Origin of the sequence: Streptomyces sp. H27-H1, assembly GCF_026627445.1 — a bacterium.
In the GTDB taxonomy this organism is placed as follows: Bacteria; Actinomycetota; Actinomycetes; order Streptomycetales; family Streptomycetaceae; genus Streptomyces.
The window spans coordinates 18,795-38,408 of sequence record NZ_JAPNLJ010000051.1 but is presented as its reverse complement, the minus strand read 5'-3'; the positions used below and the strand labels follow the sequence as shown (position 1 = coordinate 38,408).

16 protein-coding genes and 1 other RNA gene are annotated in these 19,614 nt (G+C 72.0%); 3 read left to right on the top strand and 14 right to left on the bottom strand.

The window, feature by feature from the left end:
- Window positions 1–34: 34 nt before the first annotated feature.
- From OTB20_RS35045 to OTB20_RS35035, 3 genes are all read right to left on the bottom strand, one after another.
- Window positions 35–1,684, bottom strand: coding sequence for a beta-N-acetylhexosaminidase (locus OTB20_RS35045; RefSeq protein WP_267823826.1), 1,650 nt, complete (start codon window positions 1,682–1,684; stop codon window positions 35–37).
- Window positions 1,685–1,835: 151 nt separating this feature from the next.
- Complete coding sequence (locus tag OTB20_RS35040; RefSeq protein ID WP_267758818.1) at window positions 1,836–2,120, bottom strand: DUF3039 domain-containing protein; 285 nt, start codon at window positions 2,118–2,120, stop codon at window positions 1,836–1,838.
- Between the two features lie 60 nt (window positions 2,121–2,180).
- Window positions 2,181–2,741, bottom strand: a complete 561-nt coding sequence (locus OTB20_RS35035; RefSeq protein WP_267823825.1) for a YqgE/AlgH family protein — start codon at window positions 2,739–2,741, stop codon at window positions 2,181–2,183.
- A gap of 273 nt (window positions 2,742–3,014) precedes the next feature.
- On the opposite strand from OTB20_RS35035, the gene murA reads away from it, so the two are divergent.
- Window positions 3,015–4,358: a UDP-N-acetylglucosamine 1-carboxyvinyltransferase gene (murA, locus tag OTB20_RS35030; protein ID WP_267758820.1), complete on the top strand. Its 1,344-nt coding sequence runs from the start codon at window positions 3,015–3,017 to the stop codon at window positions 4,356–4,358.
- 221 nt (window positions 4,359–4,579) lie between these two features.
- Here the strand turns inward: murA and OTB20_RS35025 are convergent, their stop codons facing one another.
- The 8 genes from OTB20_RS35025 to OTB20_RS34990 form a co-directional block, all read right to left on the bottom strand.
- On the bottom strand, window positions 4,580–4,861 hold the full coding sequence (locus OTB20_RS35025) for an HU family DNA-binding protein (protein ID WP_007264399.1): 282 nt from the start codon (window positions 4,859–4,861) through the stop codon (window positions 4,580–4,582).
- Window positions 4,862–5,181: 320 nt separating this feature from the next.
- Window positions 5,182–6,606 carry an NAD-dependent malic enzyme gene (locus OTB20_RS35020; RefSeq protein ID WP_267758821.1) on the bottom strand — a complete coding sequence of 475 codons (1,425 nt, stop codon included), beginning with the start codon at window positions 6,604–6,606 and terminating at the stop codon, window positions 5,182–5,184.
- A 483-nt stretch (window positions 6,607–7,089) separates the two neighbouring features.
- On the bottom strand, window positions 7,090–9,411 hold the full coding sequence (locus OTB20_RS35015; protein ID WP_267823823.1) for a HelD family protein: 2,322 nt from the start codon (window positions 9,409–9,411) through the stop codon (window positions 7,090–7,092).
- A 128-nt stretch (window positions 9,412–9,539) separates the two neighbouring features.
- Window positions 9,540–10,109, bottom strand: coding sequence for a CGNR zinc finger domain-containing protein (locus tag OTB20_RS35010; RefSeq protein ID WP_267823836.1), 570 nt, complete (start codon window positions 10,107–10,109; stop codon window positions 9,540–9,542).
- 60 nt (window positions 10,110–10,169) lie between these two features.
- Window positions 10,170–10,712, bottom strand: coding sequence for a GNAT family N-acetyltransferase (locus tag OTB20_RS35005; protein ID WP_267823821.1), 543 nt, complete (start codon window positions 10,710–10,712; stop codon window positions 10,170–10,172).
- A gap of 83 nt (window positions 10,713–10,795) precedes the next feature.
- Window positions 10,796–11,938 carry a uroporphyrinogen-III synthase gene (locus OTB20_RS35000; protein ID WP_267823819.1) on the bottom strand — a complete coding sequence of 381 codons (1,143 nt, stop codon included), beginning with the start codon at window positions 11,936–11,938 and terminating at the stop codon, window positions 10,796–10,798.
- Between the two features lie 167 nt (window positions 11,939–12,105).
- Window positions 12,106–13,476, bottom strand: a complete 1,371-nt coding sequence (locus tag OTB20_RS34995) for an MFS transporter (RefSeq protein WP_267823817.1) — start codon at window positions 13,474–13,476, stop codon at window positions 12,106–12,108.
- A gap of 162 nt (window positions 13,477–13,638) precedes the next feature.
- Window positions 13,639–14,601 (bottom strand): LysR family transcriptional regulator, encoded by a 963-nt coding sequence (locus OTB20_RS34990; protein WP_267823815.1) that lies wholly within the window; start codon window positions 14,599–14,601, stop codon window positions 13,639–13,641.
- 74 nt (window positions 14,602–14,675) lie between these two features.
- On the opposite strand from OTB20_RS34990, the gene OTB20_RS42940 reads away from it, so the two are divergent.
- A protein-coding gene (locus tag OTB20_RS42940) for an IS630 family transposase (RefSeq protein WP_420716545.1) occupies window positions 14,676–15,748 on the top strand; the annotation gives its coding sequence in 2 pieces (ribosomal slippage) (window positions 14,676–15,186 and window positions 15,186–15,748; 1,074 coding nt in all).
- 83 nt (window positions 15,749–15,831) lie between these two features.
- Window positions 15,832–17,178 (top strand): MFS transporter, encoded by a 1,347-nt coding sequence (locus tag OTB20_RS34975; RefSeq protein WP_267823811.1) that lies wholly within the window; start codon window positions 15,832–15,834, stop codon window positions 17,176–17,178.
- Between the two features lie 139 nt (window positions 17,179–17,317).
- On the opposite strand, the gene ssrA is transcribed toward OTB20_RS34975, so the two are convergent.
- From ssrA to OTB20_RS34960, 3 genes are all read right to left on the bottom strand, one after another.
- Window positions 17,318–17,706, bottom strand: a transfer-messenger RNA (tmRNA) gene (gene ssrA / locus OTB20_RS34970).
- Between the two features lie 150 nt (window positions 17,707–17,856).
- On the bottom strand, window positions 17,857–18,342 hold the full coding sequence (gene smpB, locus OTB20_RS34965; RefSeq protein WP_267758828.1) for an SsrA-binding protein SmpB: 486 nt from the start codon (window positions 18,340–18,342) through the stop codon (window positions 17,857–17,859).
- Between the two features lie 18 nt (window positions 18,343–18,360).
- Entirely contained in the window at window positions 18,361–19,572 is a 1,212-nt protein-coding gene (locus OTB20_RS34960; RefSeq protein WP_267823809.1) for a S41 family peptidase, read from the bottom strand.
- Window positions 19,573–19,614: the final 42 nt, after the last annotated feature.

Below are 19,614 nucleotides of genomic sequence, written 5' to 3'. Positions count from 1 at the left end.
CGCCCGCCGCTCCGGCTCATCCGCGCGGGGGCTCTCACACGTTCGGGGGCGCTCCCTCGATCGGGCGTCCGAGCACTCCGGGCCTGCGCTGCCGGGGCAACGGGCCGCCGGGCGGCCGGTAGTCGACCCCGAGGGCGTCCAGGCGCCGGTAGTGCGCCGTCATCCGCGCCTCGAAGGCCTGGTAGTCCCGGTCCTCGGGCAGCGGCAGCCGGGACCACACCACCTCGGCGAAGGCCGCGAGGCGCGGGAACACCTGGTAGTCGACGCGGCTCCGGTTCTCCATCACCTCGGTCCACGCGTTGGCCTGCGCGCCCAGCACATGGGCGGCAGCCTCTTCGGACAACTTCGGTGGTACCGGCTCGAACCGGTACACATCCTCCATTGTCCGTACGTACCCGACCGGCATCGGCTCGTCCTCACCGTCCGCCTGACGGTGGTCCAGGTACACCTGCTGCTCGGGGCACATCACCACGTCGTGGCCGGCCTCGGCGGCGGCGATGCCGCCCGCGTAGCCGCGCCAGGAGGAGACGGCCGCTCCGGGGGCCAGTCCGCCCTCCAGGATCTCGTCCCACCCGATGAGCCGGCGGCCGCGCTCCGCGAGCCAGCCGTCGAAGTGCCGGATGAACCAGGACTGCAGGCCGTCCTCGCCGTCGACGCCCAGCTCCCGGATCCTGTCCTGGGCCACCGCCGACGCCCGCCACTGCGCCTTCGGGCACTCGTCGCCGCCCACGTGCACGAAGGGCGAGACCTCTGCCGGGAAGAGCTCCAGCAGTTCCTCGAAGACCCCCTCGTAGAACCGCAGGACGGCCTCGGTGGGGGCGAGCACGTTCTCGTTGATGCCCCAGTCGTCCCACACCTGGAGCGCGGCCGTGTCCACCACGTCCGTGTTACCGAGCTCCGGGTAGGCGGCGATCGCGGCCTGCGAGTGCCCCGGTACGTCGATCTCCGGCACCACCCGTACGTGCCGCTCCGCCGCGTACGCGACGATCTCGCGGAGGTCGTCCTGGGTGTAGTAGCCGCCGTGCGGGGTCTCGTTCCACAGCGGTGAGGCCCGGTGGCCCCACCGGCTGCGGGCCCGCCACCCGCCGACCTCGGTGAGCCGCGGATAGCGCTTGATCTCCACCCGCCAGCCCTGGTCGTCCGTCAGGTGCAGGTGCAGCACGTTGAGCTTGTGGGCGGCGAGCAGGTCGACGTAGCGCAGCACCCCGTCCTTGGGCATGAAGTGCCGGGCCACGTCGAGCATCATCCCGCGCCAGCCGAAGCGCGGCCCGTCCTCGATGTCCCCGTACGGCAGCCGCCACACCGCCCCGGGCAGCGGCGCCCGCCGGCAGGCGTCGGGCCCGAGCAGCTGACGCAGCGTCTGGGCGGCGTAGAAGAGGCCCGCCGGGTCGGCGCCTTCCAGCAGGACGGAGCCGGGCGCGACGTGCAGTTCGTAGGACTCGGCCCCGGTCTCCCGCGCGATCCCGGGGCGCAGCGCGAGCCGGATCACCGGGCGCTCGCCGTACGGCTCCCCGCGGACCGGGGCCGGCAGCGCCCAGCCGGTGGCGGCGCCGAGCTCGCGGCGCAGCCAGCCGGCCGTCTCCTCGGTGCCGGGTCCGGCGTCGAGCAGCGGGTCGGCGAGCTCACAAGTGCCGCCGTCGGGCAGGAATCGTGCGTACCGCGGCTCCGGAATCAACTCGGGCATGGCCTCGACTCCTCCACCGTTGCATCATGTGCAACGTACGTTTCACAGGGCGCTGACGCGGCGACCCTAACCGGCCCTCCGCGAACGGAAAAGGCCCCCGGACGCGCACGCGCGCACCGAGGGCCTTCGCCCTGCTTCGGGAGGGGCCGGACTACTCGCCCTTGCCGCCCTTGTCCTTGTCCCCACCGGGGCCCATGGACTCGTAGATCTCCTTGCACATGGGGCAGACCGGGTACTTCTTCGGGTCCCGGCCCGGCACCCAGACCTTGCCGCAGAGCGCGACGACGGGGGTGCCCCCGAGCGCGCTCTCCATGATCTTGTCCTTCTGGACGTAGTGGGCGAAGCGCTCGTGGTCGCCGTCACCGTGGGACACCTGCGGCGTCGGCTCTACGAGGGTCCCCGTACCAGTCCCGCGATCGGGTTCAAGAGTGCTCATGACTGCCAGGGTACCGATCCTCGCGCGCGGGGGTTGAGCGGCGTCGGCCCGGGCGGCGGCTCAGTTCAGCGACGGGTCGTCCGGGTACGTGGCCACCATGGCCAGGTCGCTGCGCTGGCGCCGCAGCACGGCGCGCCACAGCCGCTCGGGATCCGGGAAGGAGACGTCGCCGGGCTCGGAGTCGACGACGTACCAGGCGCCCACGCCCAGTTCCTCCTCCAGCTGCCCCGGGCCCCAGCCCGAGTACCCGGCGAAGATGCGCAGCCCGCCCAGGGCCGCCGCCAGGAGTTCGGGCGGGGCCTCCAGGTCCACCAGGCCGATCGCCCCGTGCACCCGGCGCCAGCCGAGCGGCCCCTCCTCGCCCGGGATGACCGCCAGCCCCAGCGCGGAGTCCATCGCCACCGGGCCGCCCTGGAAGACCACTCCGGGGGTTCCGGCCAGCGGGGCCCAGGGCAGCAGCACGTCACCGACACCCACCGGGGTGGGGCGGTTGAGGACGACGCCGAGCGAGCCCTGCTCGTCGTGGTCGAGCAGCAGAACGACCGCGCGGTCGAAATTCGGGTCCGCGAGGGCTGGGGTGGCCACGAGCAACCGCCCTGTGAGGGAGGACACCTCGGTCATGGCGACATGGTCTCGCACATTCGCCCGCGAGGGGGAGTGGACGGCGCATCCGGACCGTACGCAGCTCAGGGCGCACCGCGGCGGTGCGGGGCGCGCACGGGCGACCGGCCGGACCCCGTGCGGAAGGAGACGCTCCGCCACCTGGCGGGCACCCAGGGTGTTGTACCGAATTCATGACAGTCCTACGGCCCCGTCACCCTTACGAACAGGGGGGTCATGCCCCTTACCCTTTTCACTGGCCCCCTGCCCACCCCTCTCCGGAACGCGAGATTCATGACCGGCATCAGTGACGATGTACTGCTTGTCCACGGCGGAACTCCGCTCGAGGGCGAGATCCGTGTCCGCGGCGCGAAGAACCTCGTACCCAAGGCGATGGTCGCGGCCTTGCTCGGCAGCGGGCCGAGCCGGCTGCGCAACGTTCCCGACATCCGGGACGTCCGGGTCGTGCGCGGGCTGCTCCAGCTGCACGGGGTGACCGTCCGCCCCGGTGACGAACCGGGCGAGCTGGTGCTCGACCCCACGCACGTCGAGAGCGCCAACGTCGCCGACATCGACGCCCACGCGGGCTCTTCGCGCATCCCGATCCTGTTCTGCGGCCCGCTGCTGCACCGGCTCGGCCACGCCTTCATCCCCGGCCTCGGCGGCTGCGACATCGGCGGCCGGCCGATCGACTTCCACTTCGACGTGCTGCGCCAGTTCGGTGCCACCATCGAGAAGCGCGAGGGCGGCCAGTACCTGGAGGCCCCGCAGCGGCTGCGCGGCTGCAAGATCCGCCTGCCCTACCCGTCGGTCGGCTCGACCGAGCAGGTGCTGCTGACGGCCGTCCTGGCCGAGGGCGTCACCGAGCTCGGCAACGCCGCCGTCGAACCGGAGATCGAAGACCTCATCTGCGTACTGCAGAAGATGGGCGCGATCATCTCCGTCGACACAGACCGGACCATCCGGATCACCGGTGTGGACAGCCTCGGCGGCTACAACCACAAGGCGCTCCCGGACCGGCTGGAGGCCGCCTCCTGGGCGTCCGCGGCGCTGGCGACCGGCGGCAACATCTACGTGCGCGGCGCGCAGCAGCGTTCGATGATGACCTTCCTGAACACCTTCCGCCGGGTCGGCGGCGCGTTCGAGATCGACGACGACGGCATCCGCTTCTGGCACCCGGGCGGCCCCCTCAACGCCATCGCGCTGGAGACGGACGTCCACCCCGGCTTCCAGACCGACTGGCAGCAGCCGCTGGTCGTGGCGCTGACCCAGGCCACCGGCCTCTCGATCGTCCACGAGACGGTCTACGAGTCCCGTCTCGGCTTCACCTCCGCGCTCAACCAGATGGGCGCACACATCCAGCTCTACCGGGAGTGCCTGGGCGGCAGCGCCTGCCGCTTCGGCCAGCGCAACTTCCTGCATTCGGCCGTGGTCTCGGGCCCGACCAAGCTCCAGGGCGCCGATCTGGTCATCCCCGACCTGCGCGGCGGGTTCTCGTACCTGATCGCGGCGCTGGCCGCCGAGGGCACCTCGCGGGTGCACGGCATCGACCTGATCAACCGCGGCTACGAGAACTTCATGGAGAAGCTCGTGGAGCTCGGCGCCAAGGTCGAGCTCCCGGGCGGCGACCTCGTCTGACCGGCCCGGCCGGTACGGCGTACGCCGTAGATGCGCACAGACCGACCCAGAACGCCCCCACAGGCCCTGTACGGGGCCTGTGGGGGCGTTCTGGGTCCCGGGGGCCACCCGGCATGCCGGGAGCGCCGAGAGGCGGCCACCCGGGGCGGGGTGGCCGCCTCTCGCGTACTACGTATCACTACCGTCCCGGGGGCCGGTGCGGCCCTCGGCACAAGGGCGGACTACTTGCCCTTGGCGGCTTCCTTGAGCTTGGAGCCCGCGGAGACCTTCACGCTGTAGCCGGCCGGGATCTGGATGGGGTCGCCGGTCTGCGGGTTGCGCGCGGTGCGAGCGGCACGGTGGGTGCGCTCGAAGGTCAGGAAGCCGGGGATGGTGACCTTCTCGTCGCCCTTGGCGACAATCTCACCGACGGTCTCGGCGAGCGCGGCCAGAACGGCGTCGGCGTCCTTGCGGGTCACCTCGGCGCGCTCGGACAGAGCGGCCACCAGCTCACTGCGGTTCATGTTGTACTCCCGTGTTCAACGTGCCTTAGAGGCGTGAGATCGAAGCCGATGCTGCCAGGGCCCTAGGACAGTCCCCGGACCCGGGTCTGACGTCAGACCCTCTCGCCCGGTTACGCATCCTGCCCCCACCACCGGCGGGAAAGCCAATCCGGCACCCGCCGGGGTCACACGAAAAGCGCCACAGTCACGCCGCGGTGACACTCCGTCCGCACCGGAAAGGGTCCCGGATGGCGTCCGGGGACGCGGACCGCGGACCACGCGGGCATCCCCGCAACCCTAGAGGCGGCCCGGGGGGCCCGCATCCCGCGACGCGCCGGGGATCAGACGGAGGTGGGGGGCGTCACAGCCGTGGAGGCGGCCTTGCGGACCGCTCCGGCTACCGCGCCCGCGACCTTGTCGTTGAAGACCGACGGGATGATGTAGTTCGCGTTCAGCTCGTCCTCGCCGACCACGTCGGCCAGGGCGCTCGCGGCGGCCAGCATCATCTCGGTGTTCACGGTCCGCGACTGGGCGTCCAGCAGGCCGCGGAAGACACCCGGGAAGACCAGCACGTTGTTGATCTGGTTCGGGAAGTCGGAGCGGCCGGTGGCCACGACGGCGGCGGTCTGGCGGGCGATCGCCGGATCCACCTCGGGGTCCGGGTTCGCGAGCGCGAACACGATCGCGCCTTCCGCCATGGCGGCCACGTCCTCGCCGCTGAGGACGTTGGGGGCCGAGACGCCGATGAAGACGTCGGCGCCGACCACGGCCTCCTTCAGGGTGCCCGTGTAGCCCTCGGGGTTGGTGTTGTCGGCGATCCAGCGCAGCGGGGAGTCCGGGGCCGCGTCGACGAGGTCGGGGCGGTCGCAGTGCACGACACCGTGGATGTCGGCGCTGACGGCGTTCTTGACGCCCGCCGCGAGGAGCAGCTTCAGGATCGCGGTACCGGCGGCCCCGGCGCCCGACATGACCACCTTGACGTCGCCAACGGCCTTGCCCACCACGCGCAGTGCGTTGGTGAGGGCGGCGAGGACCACGATGGCCGTGCCGTGCTGGTCGTCGTGGAAGACGGGAATGTCGAGGGCCTCGCGCAGCCGGGCCTCGATCTCGAAGCAGCGCGGCGCGGAGATGTCCTCCAGGTTGATGCCCGCGAAGCCCGGGGCGATCGCCTTGACGACGGCGACGATCTCGTCCGGGTCCTGGGTGTCCAGGCAGATCGGCCAGGCGTCGATGCCGGCGAAGCGCTTGAAGAGGGCCGCCTTGCCCTCCATGACGGGCAGCGCGGCCATCGGGCCGATGTTGCCGAGGCCCAGTACGGCGCTGCCGTCCGTCACGACTGCGACGGAGTTGCGCTTGATGGTGAGGCGACGAGCGTCCTCGGGGTTCTCGGCGATCGCCATGCACACGCGGGCCACACCCGGGGTGTAGATCATCGAGAGGTCGTCGCGGTTGCGGATGGGGTGCTTGGACGCCATCTCGATCTTGCCGCCGAGGTGCATCAGGAAGGTTCGGTCGGAGACCTTGCCGAGACTGACGCCCTCGATCCCGCGGAGCTTCTCGACGATCTCGTCCGCGTGCGCCGTCGACGTCGCCGCGATGGTCACGTCGATCCGGAGCTTCTCGTGGCCGGATGCGGTCACGTCGAGGCCGGTGACGGAGCCACCGGAGGACTCGACGGCGGTGGTGAGCTGGGAGACCGCGGTTCCGCTCGCGGGCACTTCCAGGCGGACCGTCATCGAGTACGAGACGCTGGGCGCCGTTGCCATGGCCGTGTTCCTCTTCTGTCCCTGGTTCTTCTGTACACAGGGCCCCGCGGCACCGCCCAACGACGGCAGGTATGGCAGGACCTGTTGTCCGATCGTCCCACCTACCAGCCGGTAAAAGGTAACCAGCTACAAACTTCGGAAAGACACTTCCACCATACGAGATTTGCTCATCCCACGGAACCCTTTCCGGCCACGCAAAACAGGCCCGTCCCCTCCGTTTCCGCGAAGGGGACAGACCTGTTCACTGACGTCTATGACACCGACCCGCCATGCTCGCCTCGCGGCAAGTGGTCGCTCTAGGCGACGAAGGTTGGGCCCGGGGGCTTGGATCGAGTCGGTGCCGTAACCCAGGCTAACAAAGGTTCGCCCGAAGTGATCCCCCTGCAGGGGACCGGTTGTGACGACCACGCCCTTGGCCGCCGACCAACCGGCCGTACGGGGCTCGACGAGCCCCGTACCAGGTGCCGCGAGACCGTAGGGGAGCTAAGGCTGGAGCAGCGCCGCGACTCCCCCGGCGTCCGGGGCGTCCCGGACCGTGGAGATCACCGTCAACTGCTGCGTCGCACGGGTCAGGGCCACGTAGAGCACCCGCAGGCCCGCCGGGGACTCGTCCGCGATCTCCGCCGGGGAGACCACCACCGTGGCGTCGTACTCCAGGCCCTTCGCCTCCAGGCTGCCCAGGGCGACCGCCCGCTCCCCCAGGTCCGCCAGCCAGCCCGCGGCCTCCACCCGCCGGTCCATCGCCACGACCACGCCTACCGTGCCGTCCACCTGCTCCAGCAGCCGCCGGGTCTCCTCCCGGACAGTGGTGCGCAGATCGTCGGCCACCGCCGTGAAACGCGGCTCGAGGCCCGTGGAGCGCACCGCCGTCGGCGGCTCCATGCCCGGCGCCGCCAGCTTCAGCACCCGGGAGGCGATCTCCGCGACCTCGGCCGGGTTGCGGTAGTTCACCGTCAGGGTGAACCGGCGCCGCGGGCGTGACCCCAGTGCCTCGTCCCGCGCGGCCGCCGCCTCCTCCGGGTCCGTCCACGAGGACTGCGCCGGGTCTCCGACCACCGTCCAGGTGCCCATCCGGCCCCTGCGGCCGACCATCCGCCACTGCATCGGCGTCAGGTCCTGCGCCTCGTCGACGATGACGTGCGCGTACTCGGTGCGCTCCGCCGCGAGCCGCTCGGCCCGCTCCCACTGGGTCTCCTCGCGGGTCGGCATCAGCTCCTCCAGCCCGCTCAGCTGGTCCAGCGGGTTCATCTCCCGCTTGCGCTTGGGCCGCGCGGGCGCGCCCACCAGCTGGTGGAGCTCGTCCAGCAGCGCCACGTCGTGCACCGACAGGGCGCCCTTGCCGTCCGGGCCGACCCGGCGCAGGGAGCGCGCGAGCTGGCGGGTCTCGCGCGGGTTCAGGTCCCGGCGCGACCAGCGCGACAGGCGCCGCTCGTCCGCCATGGTGGCCAGCACCCCGCGCGGGGTCAGTTCGGGCCACCAGGCGTTCAGGAACTCGATGAACGCGTCCTCCGTCGAGACGTCCTCGTCGAAGGCGGAGCGCAGCTCGGCGGCGAGCTGCGGGTCGCTGTGCCGGCCGGCCCCGCCGGACTTCGAGTACAGCGCGTCCAGCAGGAGCTTGCGGGCGCGCGGGCGCAGCATGTTGACCGGGGTGGTGCCGGACAGGACGTTCTGCCGGATCCGGTCGAGATCGCCGGCCTCCAGCTCCTGGCGGCGCCCGAAGGCCACCACGCGCAGCCGGTCGGGGGCCTGCGCCCCGCCGGGGCCGCCGAACTCGAGGGCGCCCCGTACGGCCTTGCGCAGCACCTTCAGCATCCGGGACGAGCCCTTGATGCGGGCCGTGGACGGATCGTCGTAGGTGGTCGCCTCGGCTCCGTCGACGAGCGAGCCGAGCGCCCGGATGGCGACCTGGCCCTCCTCGCCGAGGGAGGGCAGGACGCCCTCGGTGTAGGCGACGAGCAGCGGGGTCGGGGAGACGATGAGGATGCCGCCGGAGTAGCGCCGCCGGTCCTGGTAGAGCAGGTAGGCGGCGCGGTGCAGGGCGACGGCGGTCTTGCCGGTGCCGGGTCCGCCCGCGACTTCGGCGACCGAGGCGGCGGGCGCCCGGATGACGAGGTCCTGCTCGGCCTGGATGGAGGAGACGATGTCGCGCATCGAGTGGGTACGGGCCCGCCCGAGGGCGGCCATCAGTGCGCCGTCGCCGATGACGGGCAGCTCGCGCCCGTCGAGGAAGGCGGTCACCTCGGGGCGCATCAGGTCGTCCTCGACGCCGAGCACCTTGCGGCCCTTGGAGCGGATGACGCGCCGGCGCACGACGCGGCCGGGCTCCTTGGGCGTGGAACGGTAGAACGGCGCGGCCGCCGGGGCGCGCCAGTCGATGACGAGCGGCGAGTAGTCGGAGTCGAGGACCCCGATGCGGCCGATGTGGAGCGTCTCGGCGATATCGGCCGTGAGGTCGGTACGGATCGCGTCCTCGGCGGGCTCGACGGAGGTGAAGGCGCCGTCCGGGCCCCGCTCCCCGTCCTTGCCGAGGATCAGGTCGACGCGGCCGAACAGGAAGTCCTCGAACTCGTTGTTGAGACGGTTGAGATGGATTCCGGCCCGGAAGACCTGTGCGTCCCGCTCTGCGAGGGCTCCGGGTGTGCCGACCTGGCCACGCTTGGCGGCGTCGTTCATCAGGAACTCCGCCTCGTGGATCTTCTCTTCAAGGCGTCGGTACACGTGATCGAGATGCGTCTGCTCGACCGCGATCTCCCGATCGCGGACGGAATCCGCCGTGCTGTCGACAGCGGCATTCTGCGCGGCCACCAAGGCCCCTTTCTGACGTGCATGGGCGACCGTCAACCGTACGCGAAGGGGCCCGTGCGCGCACGCCCGTTCCGGAACGGCTCGCGGATCAAGACGAAGATCACGTCCGGCGGGCGTCGCGAACCGGGTCAACCGGGGCGGGATTCGAGTACGCGGCGCCGGTGGCGGGCCACGCGCTCGCGGTTGCCGCAGAGCTCGCTGGAGCACCAGCGGCGCCGGTGTCCGCGCGAGGTGTCGAGGTAGACCCGGGCGCAGCCGTCGCCCTCGCAGGCCCGCAGCAGCGCCCGTTCACCGGGATCGGTGAGCAGTTCGACGGCGTCCCGGGCCACGGCGGCGAGCAGCCCGGCGCATTCGACACCGCCGCACAACTCCCGCACGAGGTGACCTTCTTGGTCCTGTACGGCACAAAGTCCCGGGGGAGGACCGGCGGCCGCCGCGTTGACCCGGGCCAGTGCGGCCCCGGGGGGCGCGGCGCCGGCCAGCTCGGCCCGTACGAGGCTCTCGGCGTCGGCGCGCAGCACCCTGAAGGCCCGCACCCAGTCGTCCCCCACCCGGCCGAGCGGTGTCCGGTCGGGCACCAGCCCGGCTCCGGTGAGCCACAGCCGCAGGCCGTCTCCGTCCCGGATGCCCTCGGTGTTCGTGTGGGGCGCGAAGGTCGCCACCAGGTCCAGGCAGACCCGCCCGGAGTCGAACCACATACCCGTCACCGCCTCACTCTCGGGGCGTGCCCCCAGAGTGCCCGTCTCCGGGCCGGGGGGCTAGAGGGCGGGCGGGTCGTCGTGCAGCAGCCGCTGGAAGAGGCGGTGGTCGTGCCACTCCCCGCCGACGTGCAGGTAGCGGGGCGCGAGCCCGTACTGCTCGAAGCCGGCCTTCGCCAGCACCCGCTGCGAGGCCAGGTTGTCGACCCGTGTCCCGGCCTCGACCCGGTGCAGTCCGGCCTCGTCACGGGCGATCCGGCAGAGCTCCTCCAGCGCGGCGGTGGCCACCCCCTGGCCGGTCCATGCCTCGGCCACCCAGTAGCCGATGCTGGCGCTGCACAGCGGGCCGAGCACGATGGAGTTCAGGGTGATCGTCCCGATGGGCGACGCGTCGGCGACGAGCACGTACGGGCGCGCCCGGCCGCCGTCGCGGTCTGCGAGCAGCGCCTCGATCCGCGCCCGTTGCCCGGCCTCGGTGTAGAACCCCGGTTGCCGCAGGGGCTCGTAGGGGGCCATGTACGACCGGTTGCGGTCCAGCACCTCGGCGAGCCCGGCGGCGTCGGCCGTCCGGATGTCCCGCATCTCCACCCCGTCAATGATCATCCGGGCACGCTAACGGACGGCGCGGAGCCGGGCCAGCTCTCCGGCCACCTGTCCCGCGACTCGGGCGCCGGTCCGCGGCCGCGTCAGTCGGCGCAGGAGCCCGCGTCCAGGGACAGCCGGTAGCCCCGCTTGACGACGGTCTGGATGAGGTTCGGCGCGCCCAGGGCCACGCGCAGGCGGGCCATCGCCGTTTCCACCGCGTGCTCGTCGCGGCCCGCGCCCGGGAGGGCGCGCAGGAGCTCGGAGCGGGCCACCACCCAGCCCGGGCGGCGGGACAGGGCCCGCAGCAGGGCCATGCCGGCCGGCGGGACGGGGCGCAGCTCGGCGTCGACGAGGACCGCGTGGCCGCGCAGTTCGAGGCGGTGTCCGGCCACCGGGAGGACCTGTGCCCGGCCCGGGAGTTCCTGGCACAGGAGCTGCACGAGGGGTCCGAGCCGGAAGCGTTCGGGCTGCACCGTGGGCACGCCTTCCGCCTGCAGGGTCAGGGCCGTCACCGGCCCCACGCACGCCGCCAGCACCGATCCGCCGGTCAGTGCCTCGAGCACGGGTTCCCGTACGCCCCGCTCCGCGGCCCGGGACAGCAGCGAGGCCGCGGCCGGCGCGGAGGTGAAGCTCACCGCGTCCACCGCTCCGGCTGCCACCGCGTCGAGCAGCCGGTCCAGCGGCCCGAGGTCCTCCGGCGCCATCCACCGGTACACGGGTACGCCGACCACCTCGGCCCCGCCCGCCCGCAGGGCCTCGATGAACCCGGGCAGCGGCTCCCCGTGCAGCTGGAGTGCGATGCGCCGGCCGGCCACCCCGGCCGTCAGCAGCCGGTCCAGTACCTCGGCGAGCGATTCCGACTGCGGGGACCAGGTCTCCACGAGCCCGGCGGCCCGGATCGTGCCCTTCACCTTCGGGCCGCGCGCCAGCAGCTCGGTCTCCCGCAGCCGCCCGAGCAGCTCCTCGCCGAGTCCCCACCCGTCGGCGGCCTCGATCCAGCCGCGGAAGCCGATGGCGGTGGTCGCCACCACCACGTCGGGCGCGCAGCTGATCAGTTCCTTGGTGGCGGACAGGAGCTCGGTGTCGTCGGCGAGCGGCACGATCCGCAGGGCGGGTGCGTGCAGCACGGTGGCCCCACGGCGGCGGAGCAGGGCGATGAGGTCGTCGGCCCGCCGGGCGGCGGTGACCCCGACGGTGAATCCGGCGAGCGGGCCGGCCGGCGGACCGGTGTGGGTGTCGTGCATGGTGACCTGCCTCGCGCAGTGGTCGGGTCCGGTGTCGGTCCGGTGTCGCGTTCACACGCAGTCGGGTGGGGTGACGTGTGACGTTCGCGTGAACCGAGCCTGCCCTGGGGGCGTATCAGGCTCGGTTCACGCGTATTTCGGTGCCGTTAACCGACGTGTGCTCCCCGTTACACCGAGGTGAGCTGCGGCTTCGTCTCCGAACCGGCCGTGGGGATCATCATCTGGGCGGGCCGGCGAAGGTATACCGCCCAGGTGACCCCGCAGCACAGCGCGTAGAAGCCGAGGAAGGTCACGAAGGCCGCCGTGCCGGAGCCGGAGCTCAGGAACGCCTCCCGGAAGACCAGGTTGATGCCGAGTCCGCCGAGCGCGCCGACCGCGCCGATGAGGCCCATGGAGGCGCCGGACAGCCGGCGCCCGTACGTGGCCGCGTCCTCGCCGCTCATCCCGCGGGCCAGTGCCTTCGCCTGGAAGATGCCGGGGATCATCTTGTAGGTGGAGCCGTTGCCGAGCCCGCTGAGGACGAACAGCGCCACGAAGCCGACCAGGAACACCGGCAGGGATTCCTGTACGGAGGCCAGGATCACCACTCCGGTCGCCCCCGCCATCGCCACGAAGGTGCCCAGCGTGATCCACGCGCCGCCGAACCGGTCCGCGAGGGCCCCGCCGACCGGCCTGATCAGCGAGCCGAGCAGCGGTCCGATGAAGGTGAGCGAGGCCGCCTGGAGCGGGGTGCGGCCGAACTGCGTCTGGAGCACCAGCCCGAAGGCGAAGCTGTAGCCGATGAAGGAGCCGAAGGTGCCGACGTACAGGAACGCCATGATCCAGGTGTGGGCGTCGCGGACGGCTTCCCGTACCGCCCCGGTGTCGTTGCGCACGGGCGCCAGGTTGTCCATCCGCAGGGCGGCGAGCGCCGCCGCGACCACGATGAGCGGGATGTAGGCGCCGAGCAGCAGCCGCGGGTGGCCTGCCCCGGCCGTACCGATGACCAGCAGGGCGACGAGCTGGACGACGGGGACGCCGATGTTCCCGCCGCCCGCGTTGAGGCCGAGCGCCCAGCCCTTCTTGCGCAGCGGGAAGAAGGCGTTGATGTTCGTCATCGACGAGGCGAAGTTCCCGCCGCCGACCCCGGTCAGCGCCGCCACCAACAGGAACGTGTTGTAGGAGGTTCCGGGCTCCATCACCAGCCAGGCGGCGACCGTCGGCGCGAGCAGCAGCAGGGCGCTGAAGACCGTCCAGTTGCGGCCGCCGAAGCGGGCCACGGCGAAGGTGTAGGGGACCCGGACCAGGGCGCCGACGCAGGTGGCGGTGGCGATGAGCGAGAACTTCCCGGCGGGGTCGATGCCGTACTGCGGGCCCATGAAGAGCACCATCACCGACCACAGGGACCAGATCGAGAAGCCGATGTGCTCGGAGAGCACGGAGTAGATCAGGTTGCGGCGGGCGGTCTTCTCACCCGTCTCCCGCCAGAAGGTCTCGTCCTCGGGGTCCCACCGCTCGATCCAGCGGCCACCCTTGCGCGGTGCGGTCGTACTGGTCATCACACGCCTCCACAGCCTGCTGCGATCACGTCGCGCCCGTCGCGCCCGCCGCGCGTCGCCGCGTCTGGTCGCTTCTCGTCGCGTCTCGTCCGTGGTGACGACCGTAGGAACAGCTCGTTTCGGCCCCGGTCCCCGCCGGATGACCGCCGGGAAACCTTGCTCTCACCCGCCGTCCGGGGCCGGTGTGAGCGCGGGCAGCCAGCTGTCCGGAGGAACGTCCAGCCAGCCGCGCCCGGCCCCGAGCTCCGCGGCGGCGCGGTGCAGCGCGTCGAGCCCGGGATGGCTCAGTCCCTTCCGCCACACCATCGCGAGCGGCGACAGCGGTACGGGGGCGGTCAGCGGCCGTTTGACGCAGCCGGGCATGTCCACGAAGTCCACCGTGGCGAGGACCGGATTGCCCGTCTTGACCATGACCCGGCGGAACTCTTCCTTGCCCATCGCCACCGGCGCGGGCGGCGCGGGTTCGATGCCCCGCCCGGCGAACAGCTCGCGCGCCAGCCCGGTCCACTCCACGGTCCGCGGGTTCCCGGCCCCGGCGTACACCGTCTGGCCGCGCAGCGCGGCCAGCGGTACGGCGTCCAGCGCGGCCAGCGCGTGCTCCTCGGGCAGCAGCACCGCGAGCGGCTCGTACCGTACCGGCGTCCGCGCGAGGCGGGCCCGCAGCGCCGGGTCGAGGCCGTCGGCGTACCCGAAGGAGACGTCGAGGCGGCCCGCGGCGATCTCGGCGGCGGCGTGGGTGAGCCCGGACTCGAAGCGGGCCATCAGCTCGCAGTCGGGGGCCAGTTCGCGAGCCCGGTCCAGCACCGCGCGGGCGGTGCCGGGGCCGTCGGTGTTGAGGTCGACGAGCAGCGGGCGGGGCGCCGCGAACGCCGCGGCCAGCTCCTCCTGCGCCCGCAGCACACCGCGGGCCAGGGGCAGCAGCCGCTCCCCGTCCGGCGTCAGCTCGACGGCGCGGGTGGTGCGTACGAAGAGGGGCGCGCCCAAGGTCTGTTCGAGTCGACGCACGTCCCGGCTGAGGGCCTGCTGGGCCACGTACAGCCGGGCGGCGGCACGGGTGAAGTGCAGCTCCTCGGCGACGGCAAGGAAGGCTCGCAGCAGGCGGGGTTCCACGTCTCGGGCTGTCACCTGCGGAGACTACTGAGGATTTCGGGTTGCCGTCGGGTGGTGACGGGTCATGATCCCTGCGGTATGCCGGTGGTATGCGTTATCCGGAGGGTGGGGGCCTGACCGCTGAGCGTCGGGCGTTTCGTGAGGGAATCCGGCGTGAGGCCGGCGAGAGGTTCGCGGCGGGTGAGAAGACCGCGGTGATCGCGAAGGATCTGCGGGTGAGTGTGCGGTCGGTGGAACGCTGGCGCCGTGCCTGGCGCGAGGGCGGCATGGACGCCCTTCGCTCGAGTGGCCCGGCAAACTCCCCGACCGTCACCGATGCCCAGTTCGCCGTACTCGAGGACGAACTCGGCAAGGGCCCGTCAGCACACGGTTTCGAGGATCAGCGGTGGACCCTGGCCCGCGTCCAGACGGTGATCCGCCGCCGCCTGCGCTTGACGCTGTCGGTGGCGACGGTCTGGCGGCTGCTGAAACGGCACGGCTGGTCCTGGCAGGCGCCCGCCCGCAGAGCCCTTGAACGCGACGAGCAGGCCGTCGAGCTGTGGAAGAAGGAGGTGTGGCCGCGGGTAAAAGCCTCGCGGCGGCGTGTGGGGGCTGGATCGTCTTCGAGGACGAGGCCGGATTCTCCATGACGCCGCCCCGCGCCCGCACCTGGGGCCGGCGCGGACACACCCCCGTCATCCGGGTCAGAGGCAGGTCCCGCCGCAGGACCTCCGTCGCCACACTCTGCTGCTACAAACCCGGCGAGCCTAGCCGTCTCATCTACCGGCCCCGCACCCATCTCCTCCTCAAGGGCGCCCGCAAGAGCTTCTCTTGGAAGGACTACCGCGACCTGCTGGTCCGGGCACACATTCAGCTCGGAGGACCGATCGTGGTGGTCTGGGACAACCTCAACACCCACCTGGCCGCCGGGCTGAAACGCTATGAAGCCGAACACGACTGGCTCACCACCGTCCGGCTCCCTGCGTACGCGCCCGACCTGAACCCCGTCGAGGCCGTCTGGTCACTCGTGCGCAGAGCGATGGCCAACACCGCCTTCGAGACACCCGACGACCTCGACCGCATACTCCGCCGCGAGTTACGCAGGATCCAGCTCCAGCCCCGCCTGATTGACGGCTGCCTCACCGCCACCGGCCTGACCCTCTCACCACCGACTCCACCCTGAAAACCTCAGTAACAACGCGGAGCGGTGAATCGGCCCCGAACAGGTGTTGGACCGCCGGCGGCTCCCGGCCGGAGCCTTGACCCATGCCCACCGCCACCCCACTGCCCGCGTCCACTGCCCCTTCCGCCACCCGGGGCGCCTCCGGAGCCCGGCCCGCCCCGCTGATGGCCGTCACCGGCACCACCCTGGTGATCGCCTCCGCCCCGGCCCGCCCGGAGCACCGCTCCCCCACGGCCCGCCCGCCGCGGCCGGCCCGCGCACCGGGCCCGTACCGGCGGCTGTTCGCCCTCCCCGGCACCCGCGGGTTCACCACCGGGAACCTCATCGCCCGGCTCCCCATGGGCATGTTCGGCGTCAGCGCCGTCATGATGATCGCCGGGCAGCGCGGCTCGTACGCCCTCGCCGGCGCGGTCGTGGCCGTCGGCCTGGCCGCCACCGCACTCGTGGCGCCCTGGACGGCCCGGCTGGTCGACCGGCACGGGCAGGCCCGGGTCGCCCTGCCCGCCACCCTGATCGCGGTCCTCGGCTCGCTCTCCCTCGTCGCGTGCGTCCGTACCGGGGCCCCCGCGTGGACCCTCTTCGCCTCCTACGCCGCCACCGCGACCACCCCCAACATCGGCGGCATGTCCCGCGCCCGCTGGACCGGCCTGCTCAAGGGTGATCCCGCCGCGCACCACACCGCGATGTCCTTCGAACAGGCCGCGGACGAGCTGGCGTTCATGCTCGGGCCGGTGGCCGCCGCGTTCCTCTGCACCGCCGTCTTCCCGGAGGCGGGCACGCTCGCCGGGGCCGCGCTGCTCCTCACCGGGATGCTGGTCTTCACGGCCCACCGGGCCACCGAGCCCCCGCCGGTGGCGGCGGTCCGCGGCCCGTCCCCGCTGCGGAGCCTGGGACGGCTGCTGCCGCTCTTCTTCGTCCTCGGCACGATGTTCGGCTCCCTGGAGATCACCTCCGTCGCCCACCTCGGCGGCCAGGGCCTCGGCGCCCTGTCGGGCCCGGTCCTGGGCCTCCAGGCGGCCGGCTCCTGCGCGGCCGGCCTGCTCTACGGAACCCTGCGCCCCCGGCCCCTCCCGACCTGCCTGGCAGCCCTGGCGGCGGCGATGGTCCTCCCCTGGGCGGCGGCGGCCACCGGCTCGGTCCTCCCGCTGGCCCTGGCGCTCCTGGCGGCCGGCATGGCCACGGCCCCGGTCATGGTGACCGCGATGTCCCGGATCCACACGGCGATCCCGGCGGGCCGCCTCAACGAGGGCATGACGCTCGCCGTCACCGCCATCTTCGCGGGCATCGCGGCCGGCTCCGCGACCGCCGGCGCCGCGATCGACCACCTCGGCACGACCGCCCCGTACGCCCTTCCGGCCGCGGCGGCGCTGGTGGCCCTGGGGCTCGGAAGCACCGCGTTCAGGGCGGTGAACCACCCGGCTGCCGGGTGACGGAGGACGAGGCGTGCGACGAGGCGTGCACGGGCCGGCCGGGCCACGCTCGTGGCGACGAACCAACACCCGCCCCCGCCCAAACAAAAAGCCCCCGACCCGCGAGAACACTCGCAAGCCGGGGGCTTTTCACATGGGGTTGTGGAGATGGCGGGAATCGAACCCGCGTCCAACGGTGCAGAAGTAGGGCTTCTCCGAGCGCATTCCGCTGCGCTTTTCTCGGCCCCGGAGATCACACGGACAAGTCTCCGACGGGCTCAGTCACTGTTTGATTTCCCTCTATCCCCCGTGACCGGAGTTAGAGGTTTAGATCCCTAGTTGACGCCAGGATCCGGACCGGGACCACTTCCGGGCTGACGCTCCTCACAGAGGCTTCAGCTCACTGTTATTAGGCAGCGAGGGTGAAGCGGGAGTTATCGCTCTTGGAATTGGCGATTATTGTTTGCGACATATGGTTAACGAGATCATTGCCGCTTCCTCGGCTCGCTTCCCCTACATCGACATCCGCTGTCGAAACCGATCATCCCCATGTTTCACGCTATTCAGTTAGATCCAGCCGGAACCTCAAGAGCTCCAGGAGCTCTGCCGGTCCTGCTGGCCCTGCTCGCACAGCCACCACCCGCAAGCGCGTGGTGCTGACGCCATCGTACGCGAAGTGGACCACGCTGTGCCAGAAGATTAAAGCTGGCCGCGCTCCTTGCGCTTCACGGCCGAGATCACCCGGTTCGTCTCGCGCGTGTCCTGCTTCTCGCGCAGCGACTGCCGCTTGTCGTACTCCTTCTTGCCCTTCGCCAGCGCGATCTCGATCTTCGCCCGGCCGTCCTTGAAGTACAGGACGAGCGGCACGATCGTGTTGCCCGTCTCCCCCGTCTTCGACTCCAGCTTGTCGATCTCCTCCCGGTGCAGGAGGAGCTTGCGCTTGCGCCGCGCGCTGTGGTTGGTCCACGTGCCCTGGCTGTACTCCGGCACGTGCACGTTGTAGAGCCAGGCCTCGCCGCTCTCCACCGACACGAAGCCGTCCACCAGCGAGGCGCGGCCCTGACGCAGGGACTTGACCTCGGTACCCGTGAGCACGAGGCCGCACTCGTAGGTGTCGATGATCGTGTAGTCGTGCCGCGCCTTCTTGTTCTGGGCGATCAGCTTGCGCCCTGTTTCCTTAGCCATAGTGCGGTCATTTTCGCACTACGGACCCACCCCGATGCCACTCAATACCGTGCGGGCCCGTTCCTCGACCCGGTCCGCGGCCGCCAGGTCCGGCGTAATGCCCCCGCCGTCCAGGCTGCGGCCCGCCGGAGTGCGGTACGTACCCACCGTCAGTTCCGCCACCGATCCGTCCGGCAGCTCCGTCGGCATCTGCACCGAGCCCTTGCCGAAGGTGCGGGTACCGACCGCCACCGCGCGGCCGCGGTCCTGGAGGGCGCCGGTGACCAGCTCGGCCGCGCTCATCGTGCCGCCGTCGATCAGCGCCACCAGCGGCCGGGCCGTATCGCCGCCCGGGCTCGCGTAAAGGGCGCGCTGGGCGCCCCGTACGTCGTACGTGGCCACCAGCCCGCCGTCCAGGAAGGCGGAGGCGGCTGTCACCGCCTCGGTGACCAGGCCGCCCGTGTTGCCGCGCAGGTCCAGCATGACCCCGGCGCCGGGCGGGGCGGCGCGGACCGCGGAGCGGACCCGGTCGCCGGAGCCCCGGGTGAAGGAGGCGACCTTGATGACCGTGATCCCGCCGGGCAGTTCCCGGACCGTCACGGGATCGCTGCGCAGCTCCTCGCGCCGCACGGTCTCCGTGAGGTCGCCCCCGCCGCGGGTCAGTTTCAGCATCACGGGGGTGCCGGCCCTGCCGCGGAGCAGGGTCACCACCTCGGCCACCCGCAGTCCGGTCACGCCCTGCCCGTCGATGCTCAGCAGCCGGTCCCCTGCGCGCATCCCGGCCCGCGCCGCGGGGCCGCCGGGCTGGACCCGGTCGATCTCGATGCGGCCGTCGCGCAGCCGCCCGGCCCACAGGCCGACGCCCGTCCAGTGACCGTCCAGGTCGTCGGCGAAGGCCTCGTACTCGCCCTGGTCGTACACCGCGCCCCAGCGGTCCCCGCTGCGGCTGACCACTTCCTGGGCCGCCGACTTGGCGGACTTGCCCTCGGCGACGGCTTCGGCGACCGCGCGGGCCACCGCGTCCCGGTCGGCGGTGCCCGCCACCCGGGGCGCCTGCGCCGACGCCCCCGGCCCGGTCCCGGCAGGCTCCGTACGCACGACCAGGCCGGCGCCGCCCGCGGCCCGGCCGGAGCCGAAGTCCCAGCTCCCGGTGCACGCGCCGACCCCTACGGCAGCGAGGAAGAGCAACGTCAAAACGGCCCCGCGACGCTGGTCGCGGGGCCGGAGACAGAAGGCGGGCAGAGCCGGCATGGCGCCGAGTCTAGGACAAGCCCCGCGCCGTTACGGGTGGTT

Excerpts from the sequence above, each read along its gene's own strand:
- OTB20_RS35045 (WP_267823826.1), bottom strand. The coding sequence starts at position 1,684 with ATGCCCGAGTTGATTCCGGAGCCGCGGTACGCACGATTCCTGCCCGAC.
- OTB20_RS35040 (WP_267758818.1), bottom strand. The coding sequence starts at position 2,120 with ATGAGCACTCTTGAACCCGATCGCGGGACTGGTACGGGGACCCTCGTA.
- OTB20_RS35035 (WP_267823825.1), bottom strand. The coding sequence starts at position 2,741 with ATGACCGAGGTGTCCTCCCTCACAGGGCGGTTGCTCGTGGCCACCCCA.
- murA (WP_267758820.1), top strand. The coding sequence starts at position 3,015 with ATGACCGGCATCAGTGACGATGTACTGCTTGTCCACGGCGGAACTCCG.
- OTB20_RS35025 (WP_007264399.1), bottom strand. The coding sequence starts at position 4,861 with ATGAACCGCAGTGAGCTGGTGGCCGCTCTGTCCGAGCGCGCCGAGGTG.
- OTB20_RS35020 (WP_267758821.1), bottom strand. The coding sequence starts at position 6,606 with ATGGCAACGGCGCCCAGCGTCTCGTACTCGATGACGGTCCGCCTGGAA.
- OTB20_RS35010 (WP_267823836.1), bottom strand. The coding sequence starts at position 10,109 with ATGTGGTTCGACTCCGGGCGGGTCTGCCTGGACCTGGTGGCGACCTTC.
- OTB20_RS35005 (WP_267823821.1), bottom strand. The coding sequence starts at position 10,712 with ATGATCATTGACGGGGTGGAGATGCGGGACATCCGGACGGCCGACGCC.
- OTB20_RS35000 (WP_267823819.1), bottom strand. The coding sequence starts at position 11,938 with ATGCACGACACCCACACCGGTCCGCCGGCCGGCCCGCTCGCCGGATTC.
- OTB20_RS34995 (WP_267823817.1), bottom strand. The coding sequence starts at position 13,476 with ATGACCAGTACGACCGCACCGCGCAAGGGTGGCCGCTGGATCGAGCGG.
- OTB20_RS34975 (WP_267823811.1), top strand. The coding sequence starts at position 15,832 with ATGCCCACCGCCACCCCACTGCCCGCGTCCACTGCCCCTTCCGCCACC.
- smpB (WP_267758828.1), bottom strand. The coding sequence starts at position 18,342 with ATGGCTAAGGAAACAGGGCGCAAGCTGATCGCCCAGAACAAGAAGGCG.
- OTB20_RS34960 (WP_267823809.1), bottom strand. The coding sequence starts at position 19,572 with ATGCCGGCTCTGCCCGCCTTCTGTCTCCGGCCCCGCGACCAGCGTCGC.